We start from the raw sequence: 24,639 nt of genomic DNA, 5'->3' as shown, positions 1-24,639 counted from the left end.
GGTCGACCCGGATCGGCGCGAGCGGCCCCGGCCCCACCCGGATCTGCCGGGTGGGGCCGGGGCCGTTGACGGATCTCCGTGGCGAGGACCGGCCGGTGCGGGGCCGGCGGCGCGGTCAGGCGGCCGGCACGCCGAGGCGGTCGAGCAGGTGGCGGCGCAGCGCGCCGAAGGCCGGCTCGTCCGGCGTACGCACCGACCCCAGGTCGACCGGGAGTTCCTCGGCGATGACGCCCCCTTCCAGCAGCAGGATCCGGTCGGCGAGCAGCAGGGCCTCGTCCACGTCGTGGGTGACCAGCAGGGCGGCGAAGCCGTGCTCGGCGCGCAGCCGGCGTAGCAGCCCCTGCATCCGCAGCCGGGTGAGCGCGTCGAGGGCGCCGAACGGCTCGTCGAGCAGCAGCAGGTCGGGTTCGCGGACCAGCGCCCGGGCGACGGCGACCCGCTGAGCCTGGCCGCCGGACAACTCGGCCGGCCAGGCGCGGCGCCGGTCGGCGAGCCCGACCTCGGCCAGGGCCCGGTCGATCCGCCGGTCGGTGTCGGCGCCGGACAGGCCGAGCCCGACGTTCTCGGCCACCCGTTTCCAGGGCAGCAGCCGGTGCTCCTGGAACACCACGGCGGCCGTGCCGTGCACGGTGGTCCCGCCGGTGGCATCGCCGTCGAGGCCGGCGAGGATGCGCAGCAGGGTGCTCTTGCCGGAGCCGCTGCCGCCCAGCAGGGCCACCACCTCCCCCCGGGAGATCGCCAGGTCGACGCCGGCCAGCACGACCGAGGGGCCGAACGCCCGGCGTACGGCGTGGGCGGTCAGCACCGGCCCCGCGCCCGTCAGGTCGCCCGCAGCCCGCGACGCCATGTCAGCGTCCTCCTCTCCGCGACACGCAGCGCCAGGTCGGACGCCAGGCCGAGCAGCGCGTAGATCAGCAGGCCGAGCACGACCACGTCGGTCTGGCTGAACTCGCGCGCCTCCATCATCAGGAAGCCGATCCCGGTCTGGGCGTTGACCTGCTCGCCGACGACCAGACTGAGCCAGGCCGCCCCGATCGCCAGGCGTAGGCCGAGGAAGAGGGCGGGCAGTGCGCCGGGCAGCACCACGTGGCGCAGCCGGGCGGCCTGCCCCAGCCCGCACGTCCGGGCCGCCTCGACGAGGCGTTCGTCGATGTCCCGGATGCCGGCGTAGGTGTTGAAGTAGATCGGGAAGAACGCACCGAGGGCCACCAGGCTGATCTTGAGCGACTCGCCGATGCCGACCCAGATGATCAGGAGCGGCACCAGTCCCAGGTGGGGGAGCATCCGGGCCATCTGCACCGGGGGGTCGACGAGGTCGTCGCCGAGCCGGAGCAACCCTGCCACGGTGCCGAGCAGCAGGGCGAGACCCCCGCCGATCAGCAGGCCGACGCCGGCGCGGGTGAGCGAGTCGAACAGGTGGGTGGCGAGGATGCCGTCGCGGGACAGCCGCCACCCGGTGGCCAGCACGTCGCTCGGCGCCGGCAGCTTCTCGGGTGCCAGCAGCCCGATCCGGGCGGCCAGCTCCCAGGAGAGCACCAGCAGCACCGGGCTGGCGAGCCGGCGCCACCGCCGGGCCGGCTGCGCGGGCCGCTCAGGCCGCGTCGGTGCGGTCGCCGTGGCCGGGGCCGGGGCGTCGGCCAGCGTCGTACGGCTCACTGGAAGACCTCGTTGAACCGGCCGTCGACGCGGCCCCGGATGTCGACCGGCCCCGGGACGAGCTTCAGCGCGACGAAGCCGTCCGCGATCGCCTGGAGTTCGTCGCCGACGGCCGGGGTGACCGGGGACAGGGGCTTGGCGCTGCGGAGCAGGGCGCGTTCGGTGACGTCCTGCGCGATCTTCAACTCGGGCGCGAGGGTGCGGGCCCGCTCGTCGGGGTTGGCGATGCCCCAGTCCGTCACCGTCCGGTACATCCGCAGGAACGCCCGGATGTCGTCCGACCGGTTCTGTACGGCGTCCGGGGCGGCCAGGACGTACTCCCGGTTGCTGGCGAGGCCGGTGGCGTCGGCGAGCACCCGGACCCCGGGCTGCTCGGCCAGGGCGAAGTACGGGTCCCAGATGATCCAGGCGTCGACCTGCCCGTTGTCGAACGCGGGCCGTCCCTCGGCGGGCTTGAGGTACTTGACGTTGATGTCGTCCAACGTCATCTTGTGCGCCGCCAACAGGCGCACGAGCAGCCAGTGCACGTTGGAGCCCTTGTTCAGGGCCACCGTCCTGCCGCGCAGGTCGGCGAAGGTGCGGTAGCCGCTGTCGTCCTTGACCAGCACCGCCTCGCCCTGCGGGACGGGCGCGGAGGTGCCGATGACGGAGAACGGGATCTTGGCCGCCGCGGCGAAGACGGGCGGCGCCTCGCCGACCTGCCCGATGTCGATCGAGCCGGCCTTGAGCGCCTCGGTGAGCGCCGGGCCGCTCTCGAACAACGACCACTCCACGTCGGGGGCGGCGTTGCGGGCCTTGACCAGGCTCAGTCCTCCGAAGCGCTGGTAGCCGATCCGAAGTGGGCCCTTGTCTCCGCCGGCCGCCGCGGACCCGTCGCCGCAGGCGCTGACGCCGCCGACCGCGACCAGTGCCACGGCGGTGAGCAGTGCCGTCACCAGGCGGTGCCGACGGGGGAGGGCCGTTCTGGGGGTTCGCATGACAGCTCCTACGGAGATGGACCTGGGGGCGCGACGGCACTGACAGCCGCCGGTCGCACTAAGCCTACTAACCCGATAGGTTTTATGGGTAGACTGTCACCGGGATCGTCCCACCCCTCAGGAGCACCCGGCCGCCGGCCGCCTGCCCTGCCGCACCTCTTCTCGCCACCGCACTGGAGGAAAGATCCGGATGGCCCTCACCTTCCACTGGTTCCTGCCCACCTACGGCGACAGCCGGGACATCGTCGGCGGGGGCCACGGCGTGCCGGTCGGCACGGCCGGCGGCGCCCGCCCGGCGACCGTCGCCTACCTGGGCCAGATCGCGCGGACCGCCGAGCAGCTCGGCTTCGTCGGCGCGCTCACCCCGACCGGCGCCTGGTGCGAGGACGCCTGGCTGAGCACCGCCATGCTCACCGAGGTGACCGAGCGGCTGAAGTTCCTGGTCGCCTTCCGCCCCGGCCTGCTCACGCCCGCGCTGGCGGCGCAGATGGCCTCGACGTTCCAACGGCTCTCCGGCGGCCGGCTGATGGTCAACATCGTCACCGGCGGCGAGTCGCACGAGCAGCGCGCCTACGGCGACTTCCTGGACAAGGACGCCCGGTACGCGCGCACCGACGAGTTCCTGCACATCGTGCGGGCGCTGTGGCGCGGCGAGACCGTGGACCACGCCGGCGAGCATCTGCGGATCGCGCAGGGCCGGCTCAACCGGCTACCGGACCCGGTCCCGCCGATCTACTTCGGCGGCTCCTCCGCCGCCGCGCTGCCGGTGGCGGTGCGGCACAGCGACGTCTACCTCACCTGGGGCGAGCCGCCGGCCCAGGTGGCCGGCAAGCTCGACCGGGTCCGCGCGCTGGCCGCCGAGGCCGGCCGCGAACTGCGCTTCGGCATCCGGCTGCACGTCATCACCCGGGACACCGCCGAGGAGGCCTGGGCGCAGGCCCGCCGCCTGCTCGACGGCATCGCCGAGTCCGACCTGCGGGCGGCTCAGGCGGGGCTGCGCGGCAGCGAGTCCGAGGGGCAGCGCCGGATGCTCGACCTGCACGGGGGCTCCCGCGACGGACTGGAGGTCGCCCCCAACCTCTGGGCCGGCTTCGGCCTGGTCCGGGGCGGCGCCGGCACGGCCCTCGTGGGCAGCCACACGGAGGTGGCGGACCGGATCGCCGAGTACCACGCGCTCGGCCTGGACGAGTTCATCCTCTCCGGCCACCCGCACCTGGAGGAGGCGTACTGGTTCGGCGAGGGCGTGCTGCCGATCCTGCGCGCGCGGGGGCTGTGGCGGCACCCGGCCGGCGAGGCCCAGCCGGTGGAGCCGAGGAGCCTGCCGTTCGTCCCGGAACCCGCCGGCGCGCGGTGACGAACCCGCCCCCCGGCGGGCCGGGCCGGCTGGCCCACCGGCCTGCCCGGTCCGTCCGGGGCACGGGCGGACGGATCAGGCGCGGGCGCGGCGCGTGGAACGACGGGACAGGGAACTCGGCGCGTTGACGCCGGCGTTGTCGCTGACCCCGATGCCCAGCCGCTCGACCAGCTCGCCGCCGAGCCAGGCCGTCATCCCGGACAGGAGGATGCCCGCGAAGCTGCAGATCAGGGCCAGGGCGTTCGGCTCCCAGTTCGTCGCGGAGGCCCGCGCCAACCAGCTCACCGCGAACAGCAGCACGACGACGACGTTGCCGATGCCGTGGATCGCGCCCACCCGCTTGGCGCGGGTGCCGGACGGGATGGCCCGCCAGTCCGTGAAGCCGAAGACCGCCGCGAGCAGGCCGCCGATGACGCCGGCGCCGATGGTGTACGCGGCGGAGATCTGGAATCCGGCGCGGTCCGTGATCAGGTACAGGATGTCGAAGATCACCGCCGTGGCGAGCAGTCCCAGCGGAAAGACGATCATCATGGGATGGATCCCGTGACCCAACGCCTTGGCTCGACTCTCCACGGTGACCTCCCGACAGACGGATGCTGGCCGCGCGGGATACCCCGCTCGGGCGCGGGTACACCTACCAGTACCTACCTTGTCGGTGGCCCAGGCTGCGGCGTCCCGTACGGCGAAGGCGGAACGCCCCGTGCGGCGGATCCCACGGGCTAGGGCCGACTACCGCCCGCCGGTCGGCCGGTCCCCCGTCGGGGGACCGGCCGCGACACGCCGGTGGGGCGAGGTCAGCCCCAGATGGCGGTCGCCCACTCCGGGTGGTCGACGAACGGGTTCCGGTTGCCCTGCCAGCGCTCGTAGATCCGCTGGTTGCGGCGCTTCTCGAAGGTGTCCGGCGGGTCGGCCTGGTTCCACTGGAGCAGCACCGCCATCTTGCCGTGGTACGGCGCGCTGCCGTTGTTGACCGACTGGTTCAGCTCCAGGTTGGGCCAGCCGTCGGTGCCCTCGTACCGGATCGCCATGTACATCAGCATGCGTGCCACGTCGCCCTTGACCGCGTTGCGCGGCTCCCACGAGTCGGCGTCGGTGTAGCAGCCCGGCGCCTCGGCGACGGGGCTGCCGCCGGTGTCGAAGTCCTTGTTGCCGCGCGTCGAGTTGACCGAGACGTCCTCCGGCCGGAGGTGGTGGACGTCCGTGCCCGGGCCGGTCGCGGTGCCGAAGTCGCCGTGCGACTTGGCCCATACGTGCTCACGGTTCCAGTCGTTCACGCCGCCGCCGTTGCTGCTCTTGCTCTGGGACCGCCCGGTGTTGAGCAGGATGACGTTGTTGGTGTTGGCCGGGTCCTGGTCGGTGTCCTTCAGCGCCTCCCAGACCTGGTCGTAGGAGAGCTTCGTCTGCACCTTGATGATCGAGTGCAGCGAGCTGCGCAGCGCCGTGCCGGACTTGCCGATCGCGTTGGCGTAGTAGGTGGAGTCGTAGTCACCGCCGGGTGCCGGGGTGGTCGTCGGGACCGGAGTCGGGGACTGGCTCGGCGATGGCGTGGTGCCGCCGAGGGTCATCGCCGTCGGGTTCTTCAGGCCGCCGTGGCTGAAGTAGGCGGTGAGCGCGCCGGTGGCGGTGATCCGCTGGCCCCGCAGGCCCGGGTTGGTGAGCAGCCCGAACGTGCTCCGGTAGGCGGCGGTGACCTGGACGTAGAGCATCCTGCTCGCGCCGGTCTCGGCGGCCGTGTCGGCGATCGCGATCGCGGTGTCGGCGGTGAAGCCGGACCTGAGCACCGTCGTGGTGCTGGTCGGCTGGCCGATGACGTAGCCGGTCACGGCGGCCGTCCGGCCGTCCTGCGCGGCAAGCGCCTGGGCCACGGTAAGGGGGCCGGCGGCCGACGCCGCCGCCGTCACCGCCACGGGCGCCACCAGGACGACGGCCAGCGCGAACGCCATCGCCAGCCTTCTGGGGCCCGAGCGGGTACTGCTCCTCGTATTCATGAGCAGCGATGCTAGCGGGGCGCGGGTGAACGGCGGGAGATCGGGACCGCAACTTTTCGGCGGGGCGGCCGCGCCTGCCCGGCGGACGGCCGCGCCGGAGGCGGCCACCGGTCGCGCCGGAGCCGGCTACCGGGGCGACGGGCCCGCGCGCAGGTAGGTGAGGGCCGCCAGCACCCGGCGGTTGGTGTCGTCGCTGGGCGGCAGGCCGAGCTTCGCCAGGACGTTGCCGATGTGCTTGCCGATGGCCGCCTCGGTGACGTGCAGCCGCGCGGCGATCGCCGCGTTGGAGTGCCCCTCGGCGAGCAGCGTCAGCACCTCGCGCTCCCGGGCGGACAGGGCCGCGAGCGGGTCGCGTGGGCGGTGCAGCAGCCGCCGCACCACGTCGGGGTCGACGACCGTGCCGCCGCCGGCGACCGTGCGCAGCTGCCCGGCGAACTCGGCGACCTCGGCGATCCGGTCCTTGAGCAGGTAGCCGACGCCCCGTCCGTCGCCGCTGGCGAGCAGGGCGGAGGCGTACTCGGCCTGCACGTGCTGGCTCAGCACCATGACGGCGAGCCGCGGCCGTTCGGCGCGCAGGTCGACGGCGGCCCGCAGCCCGTCGTCGTGCGGGCCGGGCGGCATCCGGATGTCGGTCACCACCAGGTCCGGCTCGTGCGCCCGGACCGCGTCCCGCAACTGCGGTGCCGTGCCGACGGCGGCGACCACCTCGAAGTCGAACCGGGCCAGCAGGCCGGCGAGGCCCTCGCGCAGGAGGACCTCGTCCTCGGCGAGCACGACGCGCGTCATCGGTGGCACGGCAACTCCACCCGGACGAGCGTGGGGCCGCCGGGCGGGCTGGCGAGCAGCAGCCGCCCGTCGGCCGCGGCGACCCGATCGGCGAGGCCGGTCAGGCCGGTGCCCCGCGCCGGGTCGGCCCCGCCGTGGCCGTCGTCGGAGATCTCCACGACGAGTTCGCCGTCGGCCTGGACGAGCCGGACCTCGGCCCGGGTCGCCCCGGCGTGCCGGACGACGTTGCCCAACGCCTCCGACACCACGAAGTACGCGGTGCTCTCGACGAGTTCGGGCAGCGGCTGCCCGAGGTCGGCGTGGACGGTGACCGGGACGGTGGCCTCGCCGGCCAGTTCCCGTACCGCGCCGGCCAGGCCCAGGTCGGTGAGGCTCTGCGGGCGGATGCCCTGCACGATCTGCCGTAGCTCGACCATCAGGTTCTTGGCCTGGTCGTGCGCCACGGCTAGCGGGGCGGCGGCGGGGGAGTCCTCGGGCACGTCCAGCCGGGCCAGACCCAGGTGGAGGGTGAGGCTGGTCAGCCGGGGCTGCGCGCCGTCGTGCATGTCGCGCTCGATGCGGCGGCGTTCGGTCTCGTACGCGTCGACCAGCCGGGCCCGCGAGCGGCTGACCTCCCGCAGGGCCGCCCCGTCGGCGGGCCGGCCGAGCAGCCACCGCGCCACCGCGCCCTGGGCCGCGGCGAGCACGCCGAGCCCGTACCAGAGCACCGGGAGGAGCAGGACCCCGAGGACGGCGTACGGGACGGCCTTGCCGGCCGTGTCGACGGTGGTCCAGACCACGATGACCTCGTCGGCGTCGCCGACCAGCCAGGGGCTGGCGACCAGCGTGAGGTCGAGCAGCACGAGCAGGGTGGACACGGCGTAGCCGAGCGGCACGACGCCGCCCAGCCAGAAGGTGTAAGCGACCTCCCGCCACGCGTCGGCGTCGGTGTAGCGCGCGGCCAGGCCCCGCCACCGGTACGCCGGCAACGGCCGCCCGTCCACGAGGCCGAGCCGCTGCCGTTCCACGGCGGTCACCGCGATGCTCACGACCGGGGCCGACGCCAGCACCGTCAGGGCACCGACGGCCAGGAACAGCACGAGGGGCAGCTCGACCGGGCGGTCCTGCCGGGCGGCGTTGACCGCGGCCAGCAGGGGTGCCCCGACGACGAGCAGCCCGACGGCGAGCACCCCGGCGACGGGGACGGTGGTGAACAGGTAGGCCAGCGCGCGCCACGGCCACGGGGAGAACAGGTATCCGGGCCGGCGCAGCGCCTCGGCCAGGCACAGGGGACGAGCTGTCGTCATGCCGCTGACGCTAACCGTGGGTGACGCGCCGACCCAGCCGTCTGGAGGTAGTTCCCGGGTAGGGCCAGCACTACCCGGTGGCCGGCCGACCCCGGCGGGCACCGCGCCATGCCAGGGGCGGACGCGACGGCGCGGCGCCCCGCCGGGGGTAGGCTGACCTGCGTGGATCACGAAGACCGCATCGCCCTCTTCCTCGACTACGAGAACCTCGCGTTGGGGGCCCGCGACCACCTCGGCGGCGTGGCCTTCGACTTCCGTCCCATCGCCGACGCCCTCGCCGAGCGCGGCCGGGTGGTGGTGCGCCGGGCGTACGCGGACTGGTCGTACTTCGACGAGGACCGGCGGATGCTCACGCGGTCGCACGTCGAGCTGATCGAGATTCCCCAGCGGATGGGGGCCTCGCGCAAGAACGCCGCCGACATCAAGATGGCCGTGGACGCGGTGGAGCTGGCCTTCGAGCGCGGGTACATCTCGACCTTCGTGATCTGCACCGGCGACAGCGACTTCACCCCGTTGGTCCACAAGCTCCGCGAGCTGAACAAGCGCGTCATCGGGGTGGGCGTGGAGAATTCGACCTCGGCGCTGCTGCCGCCCGCGTGCGACGAGTTCCTCTACTACGACCGGTTGGAGGGCGTCGACATCCCTCCCGCCCGAGTCCGGCGGGGCCGCCCGGCCCGCCTGCCCAGCCCCGACGTGCCGCGGGTGGAGCAGGAGCCGGAGCCCGAGCCGCAGCCGGCGGCCGAGGAGGCCGGGCGGGACGTCGACACGCTCGCCGTGTTCGTGGCGCAGACCGTCGCCGGCCTCCAGGGCAGTTCGAGCGGCGAGGTGACGGCCTCGACGTTGAAGCGCACCCTGCTGCGCAAGGACCCGACGTTCAGCGAGTCCGACTACGGGTTCCGCACCTTCGGGGAGCTCATGCGGCACCTCGCCCAGCACAACGTGGTCGAGCTGGCGGAGGGACCCGCCAAGGGCGACCCCGAGGTCTCCCTGCCCGAGCACGGCGACCGGGAGGTGGCGTTCGCGCTGCTCGGCTCGGTGGTGTCGGACCTCGCCGGAGACGAGGGCGCGGTGGCCCTCTCCGGGCTGAAGAACCAGCTGCGCCGGGCGCGGCCCGACTTCAGCGAGAAGAAGCTGGGTTACCGCAGCTTCCTCCAGTTCTGCAAGGCGGCCGCCACCAGCGGCGTCGTCGACCTGCGGTGGAGCCCCGAGGCCGACGACTACCTCCTCACCCCCCGGGCCGCCTGACCGGTTCCGGTCGGTGCCGGAGGGCGTCACCTCGTCGTGGGCGTCGCGACCACCGGCCGCGAGGGCTGACCCCGCCGTGCCCGGCCCGTCGCGCGGGGTCGGGCCGGGCACGCGGGTGGTCGGTCAGGGGACGGTCACGCCGTACGCGGCCAGGATCTCCATGATCGGCTGGTAGTAGGTGGTGCCACCGCTGGTGCAGTTGCCGCTGCCACCGGAGAGGATGCCGAGGATGGTGCCGGTGCCGGCGGCGTAGAGCGGCCCGCCGCTGTCACCCGGCTCGGCGCAGATGTTGGTGCGGATCAGGCCGGAGACGCTGCCCTCGGCGTAGTTGACGGTCGCGTTGAGCGCGGTGACCGTGCCGCAGCGCACCCCCGTCGTGGAGCCGCTGCGACAGACCGCCTGGCCGATGTAGGCGTTGCCGGCGCCGTTGATGGTGAGCAGGCCGGGGTACGTGTAGACGGCGCTGGGGTGGGCGACCAGGCTCGTGTAGCGGACCAGCCCGTAGTCGTTGCCGGGGAAGCTGCTGCCCGCCCGGCTGCCGAGGACGGTGGTCTGCGCGCTGTTGGCGTACCAGGTCGTGCCGACGGAGGTGCAGTGGCCGGCGGTGACGAAGTAGTAGGTGGTGCCGCTGCGGACGTTGGCGCCGAGGGAGCACCGCCCGCCGCTGTAGATCGCCTGCCCGCCGGCGATGAGGACGCGCAGCTCGCCCGGCTCGTGCCGGAGCACCGCACCGGCACGGGCGGCGGTCGCCCGCAGCGCGGCGACGTCCTGGGCGGAGACGGTGTCGTCGACGGTCAGGGTCATCCGGCCGGTGGCAGGGTCGAGCCCCCAGGCGGTGCCGGCGGTACGGACCTGCGCGAGCGCGGCCGCGGCGCGGCCGGTGTCGTGGTCGGGGGCGGCCCCGCCGTGGTCGGGGGCGGCGTGGGCGGGCGTCGGCAGGCCGAGCAGCAGCGCGGCGAGCAGGAGCAGGGCGGGCGGGAGACGACGCATCGAACCTCCATGGATTCGTTTCTGTCGATTCCCTACAGGATCCACCCCCGGCGTGACACGGACAAGCGGCTCGTCGTGCCGGCGACCCGTTCGCGGTCCGGCTACCGCAATGGCTGGGAGATGCCCCGGGCGTGGTCGGTGAGGGCCGCGCCGACCACGGTCGCCTCCAGCGGCAGCATCTCCAGGCAGCGGCGCACGGCGGCGGCCATCAGGGCGTTCGGCACCCGCATCGACAGCGTGCAGTGCGGCACCCAACGCCCCGGCCGGTAGTGCTCGACCAACCCGATCCCCGCCTCGGCCAGCCGGTCGTGCACCCGTGCGTGGTGCGCGAGCAGCTCGGCGGTGGGGGTCGGGCCCAGCCACAGCACCCGGCCGACGAACTGCCCGACGTGCTCGAAGCTCAGCCGCAGCGGCGCGGCCACCACCGTTCCGCGCAACGCCGCCGCGACCCGCTCCGGATCGAAGCGGGTCGCGACGGCGAGTGAGACGTGTGGCCGGTGACGCTGCTCCAGCAGCGACCGCATGCTCTGCACGCCCTCGGACTCCAGCGCGTCCCAGAGCACCCGGATCCGTCGGGTGGCGTCGGTGTCCAGGTAGAGCTCCAGCGCCGCGACCACATGATCATCCTAGGGCCGCGGTGGTCACGGCACGACGACCGCCCGGCCCTCCAGCGTGCCGTCGCGCATCTTCCGGTACGCGACGACCGCCTCGTTCAGCGAGAAGGTGCTGGCCTTCGGCTTCACCAGGCCCCGGGCGCCCAGTTCGAGCACCTCGATGAGTTCCGGCCGGCTGCCCCAGTACGTGCTCTGGATGCTCACCTCGTACGGCACCGAGAAGAAGCCCACCGGCAGGGTGCCGCCGCCGATGCCGACGATGGTGAGGTCGCCGACGGTGCGGACGGCGGCGGCGCCGAGCGCGAGGGTCGGGTCGGCGCCGACGAAGTCCAGGACCACGTCGGCGCCCCGGCCGCCGGTGGCCTGGCGGATCTCCTGGGCGGTGTCCGCGCCGGAGAGCATGGTGAGGTCGGCGCCGCACTCCGCGCCGAGCTTCAGCGCCTCCTCGCGGGTGTCCACCGCGATCACCCGGGCCGCGGTGGTCGCCTTGAGGATCTGCACCCCGACGTGCCCGAGCCCGCCCACGCCGATCACCACGGCGGTGCTGGTCGGACCGAGCTTCGCCCAGGACCGGCGGATCGCGTGGTACGGGGTGAGCCCGGCGTCGGTCAGCGGCGCCGCCAACACCGGGTCGAGCCCGTCGGGCAGCGGCACGACGAGCCGGGCGTGCGGCACCAGCATGTACTCGGCCATGCCGCCGTCCAGGCCGAGGCCACCGCCCCCGCCGGGCACCGGCGCCTCGGCGACGTTCTCGCAGTACGACTCGACGCCCACCCGGCAGCGTTCGCAGGTGCCGCAGCCCCACGGCCCGTAGACAGCCACCGGCTGCCCCACCGTCAGCCCACTCACCCCGTCGCCGAGCGCGTGCACCCAGCCGGCGTTCTCGTGGCCGAGGATGAACGGCGGGTTCCAGGGCACCGCGCCGGCCTCGAAGTCGTGCATCAGGTGCAGGTCGGAGTGGCAGGCGCCGGCACCGCCGATCTTCACGACCACCTGATCCGGGCCCGGGGTCGGCTCGTCGACCTCGACCAGTTCGGGCTCCGACTTCCAGTTGGGCAATCGCAGCGCGCGCATGACGCCTCCTGTTCTGCCGCTTCCGGTCCGCCTGCCGGCTGCCCGTTCCGCGACAGCCCAAACGGCCCGCCGCGACGCTCCGGTCCGCCCCGTGGTGGTGAGCCGCCGCAGGCGTGGACCTCAGGGCAGGGCCGTCGCGTCGGGCCGGGCGGCGTCCGGGGCCGTGGCCGGGCCGGCCTGACCCCCTGGCGTGAAGGGGGCGTCGGGGGCCATGGAGGGGGCATCCGGGCTGGTCGCGGGGGCGGCCTGCGCCACGGCACGGCGGCCCAGGCCCCGGTCGACGGCGACGAAGAGCAGGCCCAGCAGCCAGAACGCGGCGGCGAAGAAGACCGCGCTGACGGCCACCCCCGCGTAGCCCAGCTCGCCCGCGTCGATGAACGGGTACGGGTACCGGTCCACCACCAGCCCTCTCAGCAGCGCGAAGCCGAGGTATCCGAGGGGGAACGCCAGCCACCAGGCCGCGTAGCGCGGGCGGAGCCGGCCCCGGCGGTCGAACAGCGCCCAGTCCGCCACGGCCAGCAGGGGCACGACGGTGTGCAGGAACTGGTTGCCCAGCGCCTCGCCGAGCGTACGGTCGGCCGGGGGCATCGCGAACGGGCTGGCCGGGTTGGCCAACACCAGGTGGTAGACCACGCCGGTGATGGTGATGTAGAGCGTGACCGCGCCCTTGAGCGCCGAGGGCGGCTCGGGCCGGTCCTGGCGGGCCAGCCAGGCGGCGTATCCGGCGAAGAGCCCGACGGCGAGGTTGCTCTGGATGGTGAAGTAGGGCAGGAGGCCGGTGAGCGTGGCGGAACCGAGCGCGGTGAGCACGATCCCGGCCAGCACGCTGATCACGATCGCCAGGCGGAAGACCACCGCCACGCGTCGACGCCGCAGACTCATCGGGGCAAGCTACCAGCCGCCCGGAGCCGAGGTCACCGGCCGACGGCACGCGGGCCACGCCGCCGGGGGAGGGCGCGCGGGCAGGGGCGCGCCCCTGCCCGTCGGCCGCCCGGTCAGCCCGCCTCGCCGCCGCTCGGCGGGGCGGTGTGGCGCCCCTGCTCCGGCGGGAGGTGGGCAGGGCCGGGCCCGGCCGGTTGCGCGGCCGTGGCCGACGGCGACGCCGTGGGCAGCGGCCCGGTCCGCCGGCTCGGGTCGGCTCCGGGCCGACCGGTCGGGTCCACCCCGGGACGGCCGGTCGGGTCGGCTCCGGGGCGGCCGGTCGGGTCGGCTCCGGGGCGGCCGGTCGGCTCCGCTCCCGGATGGCCCGTCGGGTCGGCTCCGGGTTGGCCCGTCGGGTCGGCTCCGGGATGGCCGGTCGGCGTGGCTGTCGGCCCGCCGGACGGGCTGCCGTGCGGGGCGGGGCTCTTCGGCTCGCCGGCCAGCACTCGCTCGCAGTAGCCGGCCACCTTCCCAGGGCCACCGGCGGCGCGGATCAGGTCATCGAAGGCGGCCTCGTCCGGGAGACCGCCGTCGCCGACGTCCGCCCGGTACGCCCGGCACGACTCCCGTACCGCCGCGTCGTGCTCCGGCCGACCGTCCACCCCGCCCGTCGGGGCGGACGGCGGACGGTGGGCCCTCGTGGGTGCGGCGCCCGTGGTGGGGGCGGGCCCGGGAGCGGCGGTGGTGGGTGCCGGACCGCGCAGCGGGTCGGGCAGCGCGCCCCCGGTGGCGGCGAGGGCCACCCCGCCCGTGAGGGCGAGGGCGGCACCGGCCAGCGCGGCGCGGACGCCGAACCCCGCGAGGGCGGGACGGCGGCGCGGCTCCGGCCGGCCGGGCGGGTTGCCGGCCCGAGCCAGCCGGTAGGCCCGTACGGCCGCCTCCTCGCCGGCCAGTTCGTCGGCGTGGGGCGTGGCGCGCACCGCCGTCAACAGCGACGTGAGGGACTGCGGGCCGTCCTGCGGGTCGAGGACAGGGCCGTCGAGCAGCCGCTCGACGGTTTCCTGGTCCATCCGGTGTGCGTTCATCTCGTGTCCCTCAGCGCCACGGGCCGTCGGGCCGTCACACGGGTCGGGTGTGACGTCCGACAAGTGCCGGGCCGGGACCGACCGGTCCGCCCATGGTCCTGACACGCCGCGACCGCCTCGCGCAGGATGCCCGGACGCCGGGTTTCCGCCAGCGGTTGCCGATTCGTCCGGTGCGCGGTGCACTGAATCACATGGGTGTGATCAAGGTGGGCACGTCGTCCTGGGCGGACCAGATGCTGCTGCGCTCGGGCTGGTACCCCCGCGCGGCCAACACCCCGGCCGGTCGGCTCGACTTCTACGCCGGGCGCTTCCCGCTGGTCGAGGTGGACACCTCCTACTACGCGGTGCCCGTGCCGGAGACGACACGAGGCTGGGTGGACGCCACGCCCGAGGGCTTCACCTTCGACGTCAAGGCGTTCAGCCTCTTCACCGGTCACCCGACACCGGTGGCGGCGCTGCCCCGCGACCTGCGCCCGGCCGGCGGCCCGAGCCGGATCCGGCGCCGGGACCTTCCCGCGGCCGCGTACGACGAGCTGTGGGACCGGTTCCGGGCGGCGCTGGACCCGATCGCGGCGGCCGACCGGCTCGGCGCGGTCCTGCTCCAGTTTCCGCCGTGGCTGGCCCGTGGGGCCGCCGCCGAGCGGCGCATCGCCGAGCTGGCGGAGCGGTGCCAGCCGTGGCGGGTCGCCGTCGAGCTGCGCCACGCGTCCTGGTTCGACGGCACCGCCGCGCTGGACACGCTCGGGTTCCTGCGGGAGCGCGGGCTGTCGTTCGTCTGCGTCGACATGCCGCAGGGGCACGCCTCGTCGGTGCCGCCCATCCTGTTCGCCACGGCGGAGCTGGCGGTCGTCCGGTTCCACGGCCACAGCACCGCCTGGGAGACCGGGGACAAGCAGGAGAAGTTCCGCTACGCGTACGGCGACGAGGAACTGCGCCGCTGGTCGGAACTCCTGGTCGAGCTGGCCGGGCAGGCGGGGGAGCTGCACGCGCTGTTCAACAACTGCTGCGGCGACCAGGCCCAGCGTGACGCGGCCCGACTCGCGGAACTGCTCGGGGTCCGCCCGGCGGGACGCGACCGGGCGGGAGCCGGTTCGCCCTCCTGAGCACCCACCGGCCCCACCCGGGATCGTCGGCGCGGCGCCAGGTTTCCCCGCCGGCCGCCCGGGTACCGGCGGGGGCGTGAGCGACGGAAGGGGACGCGGTGATGGGTGAGCAGCGGCAGGAGCACCCCGGGGAGGCGACGCCGGGCGTACCGGGGGACGCGGCGGCGCGCGAGACCCGGGAGGCGCAGGAGGCGCACGGCGGCAGCATGGCGCCCGCTCTGGTGGACGACACCGGTCACCCGGTGGCGGCGGACCCCGCCGAGGTCGCCGACGAGGACACCGCCGGCGGCTGACCCCGTGACGCGGGGTCCAATTCCGTGGACCGGGGCCGGTGCCCTCCGGGATGATCGCCGGATGGCGGCAACCTCCCGTGCGCTCCTGCGCTGGCAGTTCGACCTGACGTGGTCGCTGTTCGAGTACCACCTCGAGCGCCTCGACGCGGCGGACTTCCTCTGGGAACCGGCCGAGGTCTGCTGGACGGTGCGTCGCGACCCCGCCGGCGGCTGGACACCCGACTGGGCCGACACCGAACCCGACCCCGTGCCGGTTCCGACCATGGGCTGGCTGTCCTGGCACATCGGCTGGTGGTGGACGGTGACCATGGACCATCTCGGGGGACGGCCACCACGGCAGCGCACCGACGTGCGATGGCCGGGCGCGGGCGAGCCGACGGTCGCCTGGCTGCGGGGCCTGCGCGCCGAGTGGCTGGGGCACCTCGACCGGCTGACCGACGCCGACCTCGACGGCACCGCGCCGTTCCCGTGGCAGGACGACCCGGGCCACACGGTGGCGCACATGCTCGCCTGGGTCAACGCCGAGCTGATGAAGAACGCGGCCGAGATCGGTCAGCTCCGGCTGCTGCGGGCGGCGGGGCGCGGCTGACCGCCGGGCTCTTCGGCGGGGGCGGTCCCGTCCGCGCAGCTCGGCGTCCAGGTCGAGGAACCACGCCTCGTGCAGCCCCGTGCCGGGGCGTGCCGGTCAGGAACGTCGGCCCCTGGTCCGCAGCGCGTCCTCCGTCCGCTCCTCGACGTCGGCGGCGTCGGGGAAGGACCGTCGGGCCGGCGCCGGGTCGGGCGGCGCGCCGGGGCCCGCCGGCCGCGTGGGTGTCGGTTCGACCGGGCCGAAGCCGTGCCGGCCGGCGGGGCCGGACGGTCCCGCCGGCTCGTCGGCCCGCCGCTCCCCGCGCCGCCCTTCCGGCACGGCGGTCTCCTCGCTGCCCTCGTTCATGGGGTCGTGCTCAGCGACGCCCCACGGCGCCTCCACGTCCATGCCGTCCCTGGTCACCCAGGGCGTGGTCGCCTCCGGTGCGCGTCGGCCCCCGCCGCGTCCCTCTCCTGCCGTCATGACCACCTCGCTGCTCGGTCCGCCGGTACCGGCCCCGAATGCCCGTCACCGGGGCGGTCATGCCTCGCCGGCGCCCCGGGGCCGCGGTGCCGGCGGGTGGGGACGCGCGCAGCGGCGCCCCGCCGCCGAGGAGTCGGCGGGACGCCGTCCGGCGGCACGTCGGTCAGCAGCGGCCGGACTTCGCCATCCGCTTCTGCCTGGCCCCGCCCATCGCCATGAGCGCGCCCATCCCCTTCGGGGCGTTCCGCATGCCGCCGACGCGCCCGAACATCCCCCGGAACACCTCGCCGGGCTTCTGCTGCTCGCCCATGTACGCGGTCATCACGATGAGCGCCCCGGTCATCGCCGGGACAGCCCACTGGAGCATCCGCATCTGCCGCTGGCACGACGCCACGTTCGACGGCGTGTGCGAGTTCGGCTCGGTGACCCCCTCGACCGCCGGCCCGCCCGCCTTCTCCAGCTTCATGCCGAGCAGTCGGCTGTAGCCGGTCACCGCCAGCGCGCCGACCGTCAACGCCGTCTTCAGCGTGCTGGCCCGGGCCACCCCCGACTGGGCGGCCACCCGGGGGCTCTCCGTCACCAGTTCCCCGACGGCCCCCGCCAGGTGGGCGCCGATCGCCGCGGCGTTCACCGGGGTCCACCGGGCCCAGCCGGCCGAGGCCATCGGCAACCGCTGGGTCGAGTCGTTCATCTGTGCCGCCGCGCCGTTGACGCCGAACGCTCCCATCAGGGAGCCCCCGAACCAGGCCGCCAGGCCCAGGTCGTGCATCGAGCGCAGTGCGGTGTGCCGTTCGGACATCTGATCCCCTTCCACCGTGTCGGGCGGTGCGGCATACCCGCCGCCCGGCCGGCTAATCCCGCCCGTGACCTGCCGATATGCCGCGGCGGCACAGATACCGGACCCGGGGCGTCGTCGCCGGGGACGGGCCGGGAGGAGTCGTCGGGGCCGGCGCGGGTAGTTCGTCGGACGACCCGAGCGAGAGGGGAAGCGGATGTCGCAGCCCGAGGAGAGCCGGGAGAAGACCGCGTCGACCGACGCGGTGCTGATGCACCCGGACAACGATCCGCGCAGGACCACGGCGCAGGTGCCGCCGCCCGCCGAGCGCGGCGAGACCCGCGTGGAGCGGGACGGCGAGATGGTGCCCGTCGACACCGACGAGTGAGCGTCTCCGTCCCGGGCGGTGGTCGCGCCGCCCGGGACGCGTGCCGCAGCAGCCCGGCGCCGGTGTCACGTGACCGGGGGAGCGGCCCCGACGGGTCGCCCCGCTCGGTGCCGCGTCCCGCCCCGGGTCAGCGGGCCGGCAGGTCGGCGGCGAAGCGGGCCACCCGGGCCGCCAGCGGGCCGCTCGCGCGTACCCAGGTGAAGTGGTCCATCGGGGCGCCGGCCTGCGCCGGCGTGTAGCGCTCGCGCGCGACGGGCGCCGCGGCCAGCTTCGCGCACAGGTGGTCGACGGTCTCGTGCGGGGTGTACTGGTCGTCGTCGACGCTGACCGCGAGGACGGGGGTCCGCAGCGCCCGCACGGCCGCCTCGGCGTCCACCCCGTCCAGCTGCGGGAAGCGCCCGGTCCGCGCGGTGTACGCCCAGTCCCGGATGACCCCGCGCGCCTGCCGGCCGCCGAAGCCCCAGCCCGGCCAGACGCCGAGCAGCCGGGCGGTCGCCGCGATCCCCTGGGTGTACGGCAGGACGCCGTACCCGCGCAGGCCCGGGTAGCTGCGCCACCACGGTACGCCGACGGCGACCAGCGCCAGCCCGTCGACGTCGTGCTCGCCGTGCAGGGCGAGGTGCAGCAGCGCCGCCTGCCCGCCGAGGGAGTGCCCGAGCAGCAGCGTCCTGCGCCCGTCCCGCCGGGACTTGAGCGCCGCCAGCGCGGCGCCCACGTCGGCGGCCAGTTCCGGGTAGCCGTACCGGCAGGCGCGGCTCGGCTTCGGGGTGCTCTCCCCGGTGCCGCGCAGGTCGGCCACCGCCACGGCCAGGCCGGCGGCGCGCAGCGCGGCGGCGAACGGCCGGTAGTAGCGCGCCCGGACGCCCATCGCGGGCGTGATCAGCACCAGCGGGGCGTCGGCGACGCCCTCCGGATCCGGATACACCTGTAGCCCGATGCGGGCCCCGTCGACCTCGACGAACTCCTGCCGGTATTCCCCCGTCGCGTTCACCGGCCCAGGCTACGGCCCGAGGCTACCGACGGGTAACCGTGGGGTGGTGGGCGTCACGTCCCGGGCGACGACCGGGGGCCGCCCACCACCACCCTGCGCTACGCCACCGCCGGAGCGGGCCGGGCGACCGTGCTGACCGTGGCGTAGACCGTGCTCAGCTGCTCGGCGCAGCGCTTCCACGAGTACCGGTTGCGGATCCGGTCCAGCGCCGCCGTCGCGTACGCGAAGCGACGGACCTTGTCGGCGAGCAGCCGGCGGACCGCGGTGCCGAGGGCCCGGGGGTCCCGCGGCGGCACGAGGTCGCCGGTCAGGCCGTCTACCACGGTGTCGGCGATCCCGCCGACGTTCGTGCCGACGACCGGTACGCCGCACGCCATGCCCTCCAGCGGGGTGAGCCCGAACGGCTCGTACCAGGGGGCGGCCACCAGCAGGTCCGCCGAGCGGTACCACGGGGCCAGCTCCTCCCGGGGCAGCCCGCCCAGCAGCTTCACCCGGTCGGCGACCCCGCAGGACTCGGCGAGCGCGCGGAGCCGGCGGGCGAAGCCGTCCGCGGGGAGCAACTCCGCCGGCGGGCCGCCGACCACCACGCACTCGGCGTCCGGCACGGCCGGCAGCGCCCGGATGACGTCCTGGATGCCCTTGCGCTCCACCAGCCGGCCGACGGTGATGATCCGGGGGCGGGCCGGGTCGCGCGGGGCGACGGGCCCGTCGGGACGGAACAGCTCCTGGTCGACCCCGGCGGGGACCAGCGTCATCCGGGACCGGGGCACGCCGAGGCGGACCAGCTCGCCGACCTCGTCCTGGCACTGCACGATGATCCGGTCGGCGGCCCGGCCCAGGGCCCGCTCGTAGCCCACCCGGCCCGGTGGGCTGGTGTCCCGGGCGCCCTGCAACCGCCGCTTCACCGAGCCGAGGCTGTGGTACGTCAGCACCACCGGCACCCCGGTGCGCCGGCCAGCGTGCAGGGTGGCCAGCCCGCTCGTCCAGAAGTGGGCGTGCGCCACGTCCGGCGCCCAGCCGCCGTCGCGCCACTGACCCGCCAGCCAGCGCCCGAACTCGCCCAGGTGCGGCAGCAGCTCGTCCCTCGGCACCCGCAGCGCCGGGCCGGCCGGCACCTGGCACACCCGGTAGCCGTCCGGGGTGACGACGGAGTCGGGCGGGACGGTGGAGTCCCGGCGGGTGTAGACGCGCACGTCGTGCCCCTCGCCGGCCAGCGCGGCGGCGAGCTCCGCCACGTGCGTGTGCTGACCGCCGGATTCCTCCACCCCTCCGACGGCGAGCGGACTGGCGTGCTCCGAGATCATCGCGATACGCATGTGCTTCCTCCATCGGCCGGCCCGTCGGCGGGGACCCGGTCGAGCCCCGGGGCGTCTCCTCGCCGCCTGGCGGACCCCGCCGCAGGAGTCCCTACCCCCGACCTTCCCTCCTAACCGCCGCCTGCCCGGCTCGTCCTGACGGAGTGTCCGTCGGGTGTGGAGCGGCCGGCGGGCGGCGGGGCGAACCACCCCACCGCCCGTGACCGCCCGGTCGCAGCCGGTCAGGACCGTTCGTCGTGGAGCATGCCCGGCCCGAAGACCTCGTAGGCGATGCGCTCCACCGGCACTCCCCGGCGCAGCAGGCCGCCCCGGACGGTGTTCATGAACGGCAGCGGCCCGCAGAGGTGCACGTGGGCGTCGGGGGAGAGGGGGATCAGCGCCGGGTCGACCCGGCCCGCGATGACCTCGGCGGTCACCCCGGCCAGTTCGCCGTCGGTGAGGTCCTCGTACCAGAGGGCGGTGCGCAGGTTGGGCAGCGCGGCGTGCAGGCGCGGCAGTTCACCGCGGAACGCGTGGGCCGCGCCGGCCCGGTCGGCGTGCACCAGCACCACCGGACGCTCCGGTTCGGTGGCGGCCAGGTGCTCCAGGGCGGCCATCGCCGGGGTCAGGCCGATGCCCGCGCTGACCAGCAGCAGCGGGCCCTCCCCGGCCACCGCGCTGACCTCGCCGAACGCGGGGCTGAGCCGGAGGACGTCGTCGACACCCACGCGCTCGTGCAGGAAGGTGGAGACCATGCCGTCGGGGGCGTCACCGCCACCACGTACGCGCTTGACGGTGATCCGCCAGTGGTCGGCGCCGGGACGGCCGGAGAGGCTGTACTGGCGGATCTGCTGACCGCGCCCGCCGTCCAGGTCGACGGCGACCGAGGTGTACTGGCCCGGGACGAAGCCGGGCACCGGCCCGCCGTCGGCCGGGACCAGGGTGAACGACACGACATCCAGCGCCTCGGTGGTCCGGGCGACGACCCGCCAGTCCCGCCACACGGGCTCGCCCTCGGCCAGCCCGGCCACGGTGTAGAGGCGGGCCTCCCGGGCGATCAGCTCGCAGGCGAGCAGCCAGTAGACCTCGTCCCAGGCCGCCGCGACCTCGTCGGTGACGGCGTCGCCGAGCACCTCGCCGACGGCGGCGAGCAGGTGCCGGCCGACGATCGTGTACTGGGTGGCGGTGATGCCGAGCGAGGCGTGCTTGTGCGCGATGCGGTCCAGGATCGGCCCCCACGGTGCATGGCTGCCGCCGGTCAGGTGCTCCGCGTACGCGACCACGGCGGCGGCGAGGGCGGCCTTCTGGGTGCCGGTGGCCTGGTTGCTGCGGTTGAAGATGTTCAGCAGTTCAGGGTGCGCGTCGAACATCCGCTGGTAGAACCGGCCGGTGATCGCCTCGCCGTGCGCCTGCACGGCGGGCAGGGTCGCCGTCACCACTGCTGCTGAGGACTCCGAGAGCACGACTGTCTCCTTCTGGGCTGAACCGCTCGGGCCCCGACAGCAAAACAGGTATTCGAAATACCTCTTCAGGGCCGAAGGTCCCGGGTCGAGGGTCGTCCGGATCACACCCGGGGCCGGTCGGCCGTGGTGGGCGGTCGACCGCGCTGGCTAGGGTCGAGGCGTGAAGCTCAACCGGTCCACCGACATGGCGCTGCGCATCGCCATGCTCGCCGCCGCGAACCCGCGACGGATGACCGTGGACGAGCTGTCCGACCAGCTCGACCTGCCCCGCAACCACGTCGCCAAGGTGGTGCAGCGGTTGCAGCGGCTCGGGGTGCTGGTCACCATCCGGGGCCGTTCCGGCGGGGTGGCCTTCGCCGAGGACGGCGGGAGGACCACCGTCGGGCACGTGGTCCGGGCCTTCGAGGGCGACGACGAGGTGGTGTCCTGCGACGAGCCGGCCTGCTCGCTGCGCGCGGCCTGCCGGCTGCGGGGCGAACTGCGCCGTGCCCGGGACGCCTTCCTCGCCGTGCTGGACGACGTGACCCTCGGCGAGCTCGTCGCCGGGCCGACCGGCCCGGCGCTGCTCGCCCTCGGCCTGCCCCGCCCCCGGCCGGCGCCGTCCGGGGGGTCGCCGGCGCCCGACGCGCCGCCGTCCGGGGGGCCGCCGGGGCGCGACGTGTCGCCCTCAGCGACCGTGCCGCGTCCGCCGGAGCCCCACGCGCCGCCGTCGCCTGTCGGGCCCTCCGGAGCCCGGCCGGCCGTACCCGGTCCGGTCTGAGGAGTGACGATGCCCGCCAACAAGGTCTCCCACCCGGTCTTCGCCCGGGCGTTCCAGCGGGCGAGCGTGGCGATGGACCGCGCCGGCGCGGCCGCTCACCGGCGGCGCCTCGTCGCCGGCCTCGCGGGCCGGGTGGTCGAGGTCGGCGCCGGCAACGGCCGCACCTTCGCGCACTACCCGGGCACCGTCGAGCGGGTGCTGGCGGTGGAGCCGGAGCCCCGGCTCCGGGCGGCGGCGCGGGAGGCGGCGGGCACCGCTCCCGTACCCGTCGAGGTGGCCGACGGCCTCGCCGAGGCGCTGCCGGCGCCCGACGGCGACGCCGACGCGGTGGTGTTCTCCCTGGTCCTCTGCTCGGTGGCCGACCAGGCCGCCGCGCTGCGCGAGGCCCGCCGGGTGCTGCGGCCCGGTGGGCAGGTGCGCTTCTTCGAGCACGTACGCGCGCAGAGCCCCGGCCTGCGCCGCGTGCAGCGGTTGGCCGACGCGACCGTCTGGCCGTTGCTCTGCGGCGGCTGCCACACGGGCCGCGACACGGTGGCCGCGATCCGGGCGGCGGGCTTCACCGTCACCGAGCTGGACGCGTTCCGCTTCCCCGACAGTCGACTCCCGGCCCCCGCCACCCCGCACGTGCTCGGCGTGGCCACCCGCGACTGATCCACCCTCGCCCGTGGCCGCGCCGGTGGTCGGTGGCCGCGCCGGTCGTCCGTGACCGCGCCGGTCGTCCATGACCGAGCCGGCTGTCCGTGGCCGTCGGACCGGTGCCACTCACCGTTGCCGCGCCGGTCCGTTCCGGGCCCGGACGTGGCGGAACCCCGCGCCAGGCGGCACGGGGTTCCGGGACGCGGTCGCGGTCAGGAGACCGTGATCGAGCCGTCCCCGGCGCGGACGCAGGCCACGGAACGCGCACCGGTGGTGGCTGCGCCCGTCAGGCACTGCCCGAGCACCTGGTGGCCGGCGGCGTTCGGGTGCCACGACTCCTGGCAGGTCTGGAAGTAGCTCACGCAGGTGTTCGCGATCCGCTGGATGGCGATCTTGTCCTTGCCCGAGAGGCTGGTGACGAAGACGCCGTTGGGCGGGCTGTCCTGCAGCCGGATCGGGGTGGCCAGGGTGCCGGCCGGGCTGGTTCCCGACTCGCAGAGCCGGGCGCCGTCGAAGGCCCGCTGCACGTTGAGGTAGACCAGGTCCGCGCTGGGGAACTCGGCGGCCAGGGTGTCCCGGGTGGACTTCACCAGGGTGCCCAGCCCCTGCGAGAAGCGGTGCCCCGGCAGCAGGCTGGCCCGGTGGATCGGGCAGCCGGCCGCGTACCGCTCGGCGCCGAGCGCGCGGAACTTGTCCCGGGTGTCGTCCCGGCTGTCCTCCTCGTGGAACCCGGGGGCGAGGTCGAGCGGCAGCGGGTTGGTGTAGTCCTGGAAGACGATCCGGTGCTGGCCGTCGGCGTCGATCTCGCGCAGCGTGGCGAGGAGCTGGCGTACGGCCGAGGTGGTCTCCGCGGTCGCGGCGCTCCACTGGGCGGCGGTGGCCAGGTCGGCGTCGGAGCAGGGCTTCTGCTCGACGGGGCCGTTCAGGTAGGCCCAGAACTCCCACCAGCCGGTCCAGGCGTCGGCGATGAACCGGTTGGCGCACTTCTCCGCGACGTTGCCGAAGGTGAACGAGCTGTTGTTGGAGCCGAGCCCGAGCAGCACCAGGTCGATGTCGTGGGTCCGGCCGACCGCCCGGAGCTGGTCGAGCTGGGCGGCCACCTGGCGGCCGTTGGCCCGGGCCGAGGAGGCGGCGGCGATGTCGTGCGGCTGCCCGCCGGAGCAGGCGAGGTTGAACCGGTCCTGGATGCCCGGCAGATTGGCCCGGTGCAGTGAGGCGTTCGCCGAGCGGTGGCAGAAGAACGCGTTGTTGTTCGCTGCGGTCCAGCCCGGGAAGCCCTGGGCGACCCCGTTGGCGTCGGCCACCGGGGTGTACGCCCCGGCGCCCTCGCCGCTGATGAAGCTGTCGCCGAGCGCCACCGCGGCGGTGGGCGGGGCTGCCGAGGCCGGGGCGCTCAGCCCGACGGCGGTCGACAGGGTGGCGGTGGCGACGGCGAGCGCCGCCGCGAGTGCGGTACGACGGAACCTGGACATGCGTCCCCTAACTGTCCATCGAAACGTGAAAGATCCTCCGAGGGCGCGATCAGATCACTCCGGCACGACGGGCGTCAATGGCCTGTAACAAGATCTTTCCGAGAGGGACACAGTCGCCCCGGCCGCGACCCCGGGGGCGTCGGCGGTCGGAGCGCAGGTCCGGGGCGTCGGCGGTGGAGTGTCGGCGGCCGGTGACGCCGGCCACCCGGCCCCCGGGGGTCCGGCGTCCCGGCGACCGGAGAACCCGGCGTTGCGGTGCCCGGGGACCCTGCGTCAGTGGCGGCGTCAGCCGCGTGGGGGAAGGCTGGCCACGGCATCGTTGTTGTCCGGGTGGAACCGCCCGCCGGCCGGCGCCATCGCAAACCGGTCACGGTGGCTTCGATGCGCCGGAACCGGACGGAACGCGCTACCCTGCCGCCCGGGCCCGACCCACGACGAGGCGCGTGCCTCGCTGCGGGGCGCCGTCGTCCTGTCGCATCTCCCGGTTAGGCTCGCT

At 75.0% G+C, this 24,639-nt stretch carries 26 protein-coding genes; 8 read left to right on the top strand and 18 right to left on the bottom strand.

Annotation, left to right across the window (positions count from 1 at the left end; all coding sequences use genetic code 11):
• Nucleotides 1–115 precede the first annotated feature (115 nt).
• The 3 genes from ABZ573_RS17840 to ABZ573_RS17830 are packed head-to-tail and all read right to left on the bottom strand — an operon-like array spanning nt 116 to nt 2,633.
• On the bottom strand, nt 116–847 hold the full coding sequence (locus ABZ573_RS17840; RefSeq protein ID WP_151455936.1) for an ABC transporter ATP-binding protein: 732 nt from the start codon (nt 845–847) through the stop codon (nt 116–118).
• Nucleotides 820–1,656, bottom strand: coding sequence for an ABC transporter permease (locus ABZ573_RS17835; RefSeq protein ID WP_151455937.1), 837 nt, complete (start codon nt 1,654–1,656; stop codon nt 820–822). The genes ABZ573_RS17840 and ABZ573_RS17835 overlap by 28 nt, the downstream gene beginning before the upstream one ends.
• Nucleotides 1,653–2,633: an aliphatic sulfonate ABC transporter substrate-binding protein gene (locus ABZ573_RS17830; RefSeq protein ID WP_358119111.1), complete on the bottom strand. Its 981-nt coding sequence runs from the start codon at nt 2,631–2,633 to the stop codon at nt 1,653–1,655. Before ABZ573_RS17830 ends, ABZ573_RS17835 begins: the two co-directional genes overlap by 4 nt.
• A 190-nt stretch (nt 2,634–2,823) precedes the next feature.
• Between ABZ573_RS17830 and ABZ573_RS17825 the strand changes: the two genes are divergently transcribed.
• On the top strand, nt 2,824–3,987 hold the full coding sequence (locus ABZ573_RS17825) for an LLM class flavin-dependent oxidoreductase (RefSeq protein WP_151455939.1): 1,164 nt from the start codon (nt 2,824–2,826) through the stop codon (nt 3,985–3,987).
• A gap of 75 nt (nt 3,988–4,062) precedes the next feature.
• On the opposite strand, the gene ABZ573_RS17820 is transcribed toward ABZ573_RS17825, so the two are convergent.
• The 4 genes from ABZ573_RS17820 to ABZ573_RS17805 all read right to left on the bottom strand — a co-directional run bounded on the left by ABZ573_RS17820 (nt 4,063) and on the right by ABZ573_RS17805 (nt 8,047).
• Nucleotides 4,063–4,560, bottom strand: a complete 498-nt coding sequence (locus ABZ573_RS17820; RefSeq protein WP_327031045.1) for a DUF2231 domain-containing protein — start codon at nt 4,558–4,560, stop codon at nt 4,063–4,065.
• Nucleotides 4,561–4,781: 221 nt separating this feature from the next.
• Nucleotides 4,782–5,930 (bottom strand): endonuclease, encoded by a 1,149-nt coding sequence (locus tag ABZ573_RS17815; protein WP_327031046.1) that lies wholly within the window; start codon nt 5,928–5,930, stop codon nt 4,782–4,784.
• Nucleotides 5,931–6,101: 171 nt separating this feature from the next.
• On the bottom strand, nt 6,102–6,770 hold the full coding sequence (locus ABZ573_RS17810) for a response regulator transcription factor (RefSeq protein WP_358119108.1): 669 nt from the start codon (nt 6,768–6,770) through the stop codon (nt 6,102–6,104).
• The gene (locus tag ABZ573_RS17805) at nt 6,758–8,047 is read right to left on the bottom strand and encodes a histidine kinase (RefSeq protein ID WP_151455943.1); all 1,290 of its coding nucleotides are present in this window, start codon (nt 8,045–8,047) and stop codon (nt 6,758–6,760) included. The genes ABZ573_RS17810 and ABZ573_RS17805 overlap by 13 nt, the downstream gene beginning before the upstream one ends.
• A gap of 162 nt (nt 8,048–8,209) precedes the next feature.
• Here ABZ573_RS17805 and ABZ573_RS17800 point away from each other — a divergent pair, with 162 nt between their 5' ends.
• Complete coding sequence (locus tag ABZ573_RS17800; RefSeq protein ID WP_151455944.1) at nt 8,210–9,292, top strand: PIN domain-containing protein; 1,083 nt, start codon at nt 8,210–8,212, stop codon at nt 9,290–9,292.
• 123 nt (nt 9,293–9,415) lie between these two features.
• Here ABZ573_RS17800 and ABZ573_RS17795 read toward each other — a convergent pair whose 3' ends face one another.
• The 5 genes from ABZ573_RS17795 to ABZ573_RS17775 all read right to left on the bottom strand — a co-directional run bounded on the left by ABZ573_RS17795 (nt 9,416) and on the right by ABZ573_RS17775 (nt 13,916).
• On the bottom strand, nt 9,416–10,282 hold the full coding sequence (locus ABZ573_RS17795) for a S1 family peptidase (protein ID WP_358119105.1): 867 nt from the start codon (nt 10,280–10,282) through the stop codon (nt 9,416–9,418).
• Nucleotides 10,283–10,383: 101 nt separating this feature from the next.
• The gene (locus ABZ573_RS17790) at nt 10,384–10,899 is read right to left on the bottom strand and encodes a 2'-5' RNA ligase family protein (RefSeq protein ID WP_358119103.1); all 516 of its coding nucleotides are present in this window, start codon (nt 10,897–10,899) and stop codon (nt 10,384–10,386) included.
• Nucleotides 10,900–10,923: 24 nt separating this feature from the next.
• Nucleotides 10,924–11,970, bottom strand: a complete 1,047-nt coding sequence (locus ABZ573_RS17785) for an NAD(P)-dependent alcohol dehydrogenase (protein ID WP_358119101.1) — start codon at nt 11,968–11,970, stop codon at nt 10,924–10,926.
• 120 nt (nt 11,971–12,090) lie between these two features.
• Nucleotides 12,091–12,852 (bottom strand): Pr6Pr family membrane protein, encoded by a 762-nt coding sequence (locus tag ABZ573_RS17780; RefSeq protein ID WP_358119099.1) that lies wholly within the window; start codon nt 12,850–12,852, stop codon nt 12,091–12,093.
• Between the two features lie 113 nt (nt 12,853–12,965).
• A complete protein-coding gene (locus tag ABZ573_RS17775) occupies nt 12,966–13,916 on the bottom strand; it encodes a hypothetical protein (protein ID WP_358119097.1) in 951 nt (316 codons plus the stop codon).
• A gap of 191 nt (nt 13,917–14,107) precedes the next feature.
• Here ABZ573_RS17775 and ABZ573_RS17770 point away from each other — a divergent pair, with 191 nt between their 5' ends.
• From ABZ573_RS17770 to ABZ573_RS17760, 3 genes are all read left to right on the top strand, one after another.
• Nucleotides 14,108–15,019: a DUF72 domain-containing protein gene (locus tag ABZ573_RS17770; protein WP_151455864.1), complete on the top strand. Its 912-nt coding sequence runs from the start codon at nt 14,108–14,110 to the stop codon at nt 15,017–15,019.
• A gap of 101 nt (nt 15,020–15,120) precedes the next feature.
• Nucleotides 15,121–15,312 (top strand): hypothetical protein, encoded by a 192-nt coding sequence (locus ABZ573_RS17765; protein ID WP_358119094.1) that lies wholly within the window; start codon nt 15,121–15,123, stop codon nt 15,310–15,312.
• A 61-nt stretch (nt 15,313–15,373) separates the two neighbouring features.
• The gene (locus ABZ573_RS17760; RefSeq protein ID WP_358119092.1) at nt 15,374–15,901 is read left to right on the top strand and encodes a DinB family protein; all 528 of its coding nucleotides are present in this window, start codon (nt 15,374–15,376) and stop codon (nt 15,899–15,901) included.
• A gap of 96 nt (nt 15,902–15,997) precedes the next feature.
• Here ABZ573_RS17760 and ABZ573_RS17755 read toward each other — a convergent pair whose 3' ends face one another.
• Both ABZ573_RS17755 and ABZ573_RS17750 read right to left on the bottom strand, forming a co-directional pair.
• Nucleotides 15,998–16,363 carry a hypothetical protein gene (locus tag ABZ573_RS17755; protein ID WP_151455862.1) on the bottom strand — a complete coding sequence of 122 codons (366 nt, stop codon included), beginning with the start codon at nt 16,361–16,363 and terminating at the stop codon, nt 15,998–16,000.
• A 163-nt stretch (nt 16,364–16,526) separates the two neighbouring features.
• Nucleotides 16,527–17,162: a hypothetical protein gene (locus ABZ573_RS17750; protein WP_327031055.1), complete on the bottom strand. Its 636-nt coding sequence runs from the start codon at nt 17,160–17,162 to the stop codon at nt 16,527–16,529.
• A 193-nt stretch (nt 17,163–17,355) separates the two neighbouring features.
• Between ABZ573_RS17750 and ABZ573_RS17745 the strand changes: the two genes are divergently transcribed.
• Nucleotides 17,356–17,526, top strand: a complete 171-nt coding sequence (locus ABZ573_RS17745; protein WP_165947796.1) for a hypothetical protein — start codon at nt 17,356–17,358, stop codon at nt 17,524–17,526.
• Between the two features lie 127 nt (nt 17,527–17,653).
• On the opposite strand, the gene ABZ573_RS17740 is transcribed toward ABZ573_RS17745, so the two are convergent.
• The 3 genes from ABZ573_RS17740 to ABZ573_RS17730 form a co-directional block, all read right to left on the bottom strand.
• On the bottom strand, nt 17,654–18,517 hold the full coding sequence (locus tag ABZ573_RS17740; protein ID WP_151455860.1) for an alpha/beta fold hydrolase: 864 nt from the start codon (nt 18,515–18,517) through the stop codon (nt 17,654–17,656).
• Between the two features lie 98 nt (nt 18,518–18,615).
• Nucleotides 18,616–19,833, bottom strand: a complete 1,218-nt coding sequence (locus ABZ573_RS17735; protein WP_358119089.1) for a glycosyltransferase — start codon at nt 19,831–19,833, stop codon at nt 18,616–18,618.
• A 221-nt stretch (nt 19,834–20,054) separates the two neighbouring features.
• Nucleotides 20,055–21,275: a globin domain-containing protein gene (locus tag ABZ573_RS17730; protein WP_358119087.1), complete on the bottom strand. Its 1,221-nt coding sequence runs from the start codon at nt 21,273–21,275 to the stop codon at nt 20,055–20,057.
• 160 nt (nt 21,276–21,435) lie between these two features.
• Here ABZ573_RS17730 and ABZ573_RS17725 point away from each other — a divergent pair, with 160 nt between their 5' ends.
• Nucleotides 21,436–22,035: an Rrf2 family transcriptional regulator gene (locus ABZ573_RS17725; protein WP_358119085.1), complete on the top strand. Its 600-nt coding sequence runs from the start codon at nt 21,436–21,438 to the stop codon at nt 22,033–22,035.
• Between the two features lie 9 nt (nt 22,036–22,044).
• The gene (locus ABZ573_RS17720; protein ID WP_358119083.1) at nt 22,045–22,686 is read left to right on the top strand and encodes a class I SAM-dependent methyltransferase; all 642 of its coding nucleotides are present in this window, start codon (nt 22,045–22,047) and stop codon (nt 22,684–22,686) included.
• 197 nt (nt 22,687–22,883) lie between these two features.
• Here ABZ573_RS17720 and ABZ573_RS17715 read toward each other — a convergent pair whose 3' ends face one another.
• A complete protein-coding gene (locus ABZ573_RS17715; protein WP_151455855.1) occupies nt 22,884–24,143 on the bottom strand; it encodes a hypothetical protein in 1,260 nt (419 codons plus the stop codon).
• Nucleotides 24,144–24,639: the final 496 nt, after the last annotated feature.

The organism is Micromonospora sp. NPDC007220 (assembly GCF_040634035.1).
GTDB lineage: Bacteria > Actinomycetota > Actinomycetes > Mycobacteriales > Micromonosporaceae > Micromonospora > Micromonospora reichwaldensis.
The sequence above is the reverse complement of the archived record's forward strand: the minus strand, read 5'-3'. Positions and strand labels throughout refer to the sequence as shown.

What these genes read in the sequence shown, in the direction of transcription:
- ABZ573_RS17825 (WP_151455939.1), top strand. Translation starts at nt 2,824, where the DNA reads ATGGCCCTCACCTTCCACTGGTTCCTGCCCACCTACGGCGACAGCCGG.
- ABZ573_RS17805 (WP_151455943.1), bottom strand. Translation starts at nt 8,047, where the DNA reads ATGACGACAGCTCGTCCCCTGTGCCTGGCCGAGGCGCTGCGCCGGCCC.
- ABZ573_RS17735 (WP_358119089.1), bottom strand. Translation starts at nt 19,833, where the DNA reads ATGCGTATCGCGATGATCTCGGAGCACGCCAGTCCGCTCGCCGTCGGA.
- ABZ573_RS17720 (WP_358119083.1), top strand. Translation starts at nt 22,045, where the DNA reads ATGCCCGCCAACAAGGTCTCCCACCCGGTCTTCGCCCGGGCGTTCCAG.
- ABZ573_RS17785 (WP_358119101.1), bottom strand. Translation starts at nt 11,970, where the DNA reads ATGCGCGCGCTGCGATTGCCCAACTGGAAGTCGGAGCCCGAACTGGTC.
- ABZ573_RS17840 (WP_151455936.1), bottom strand. Translation starts at nt 847, where the DNA reads ATGGCGTCGCGGGCTGCGGGCGACCTGACGGGCGCGGGGCCGGTGCTG.
- ABZ573_RS17780 (WP_358119099.1), bottom strand. Translation starts at nt 12,852, where the DNA reads ATGAGTCTGCGGCGTCGACGCGTGGCGGTGGTCTTCCGCCTGGCGATC.
- ABZ573_RS17715 (WP_151455855.1), bottom strand. Translation starts at nt 24,143, where the DNA reads ATGTCCAGGTTCCGTCGTACCGCACTCGCGGCGGCGCTCGCCGTCGCC.
- ABZ573_RS17815 (WP_327031046.1), bottom strand. Translation starts at nt 5,930, where the DNA reads ATGGCGTTCGCGCTGGCCGTCGTCCTGGTGGCGCCCGTGGCGGTGACG.
- ABZ573_RS17755 (WP_151455862.1), bottom strand. Translation starts at nt 16,363, where the DNA reads ATGACGGCAGGAGAGGGACGCGGCGGGGGCCGACGCGCACCGGAGGCG.
- ABZ573_RS17770 (WP_151455864.1), top strand. Translation starts at nt 14,108, where the DNA reads ATGGGTGTGATCAAGGTGGGCACGTCGTCCTGGGCGGACCAGATGCTG.
- ABZ573_RS17775 (WP_358119097.1), bottom strand. Translation starts at nt 13,916, where the DNA reads ATGAACGCACACCGGATGGACCAGGAAACCGTCGAGCGGCTGCTCGAC.
- ABZ573_RS17760 (WP_358119092.1), top strand. Translation starts at nt 15,374, where the DNA reads ATGGCGGCAACCTCCCGTGCGCTCCTGCGCTGGCAGTTCGACCTGACG.
- ABZ573_RS17765 (WP_358119094.1), top strand. Translation starts at nt 15,121, where the DNA reads ATGGGTGAGCAGCGGCAGGAGCACCCCGGGGAGGCGACGCCGGGCGTA.
- ABZ573_RS17830 (WP_358119111.1), bottom strand. Translation starts at nt 2,633, where the DNA reads ATGCGAACCCCCAGAACGGCCCTCCCCCGTCGGCACCGCCTGGTGACG.
- ABZ573_RS17750 (WP_327031055.1), bottom strand. Translation starts at nt 17,162, where the DNA reads ATGTCCGAACGGCACACCGCACTGCGCTCGATGCACGACCTGGGCCTG.
- ABZ573_RS17745 (WP_165947796.1), top strand. Translation starts at nt 17,356, where the DNA reads ATGTCGCAGCCCGAGGAGAGCCGGGAGAAGACCGCGTCGACCGACGCG.
- ABZ573_RS17795 (WP_358119105.1), bottom strand. Translation starts at nt 10,282, where the DNA reads ATGCGTCGTCTCCCGCCCGCCCTGCTCCTGCTCGCCGCGCTGCTGCTC.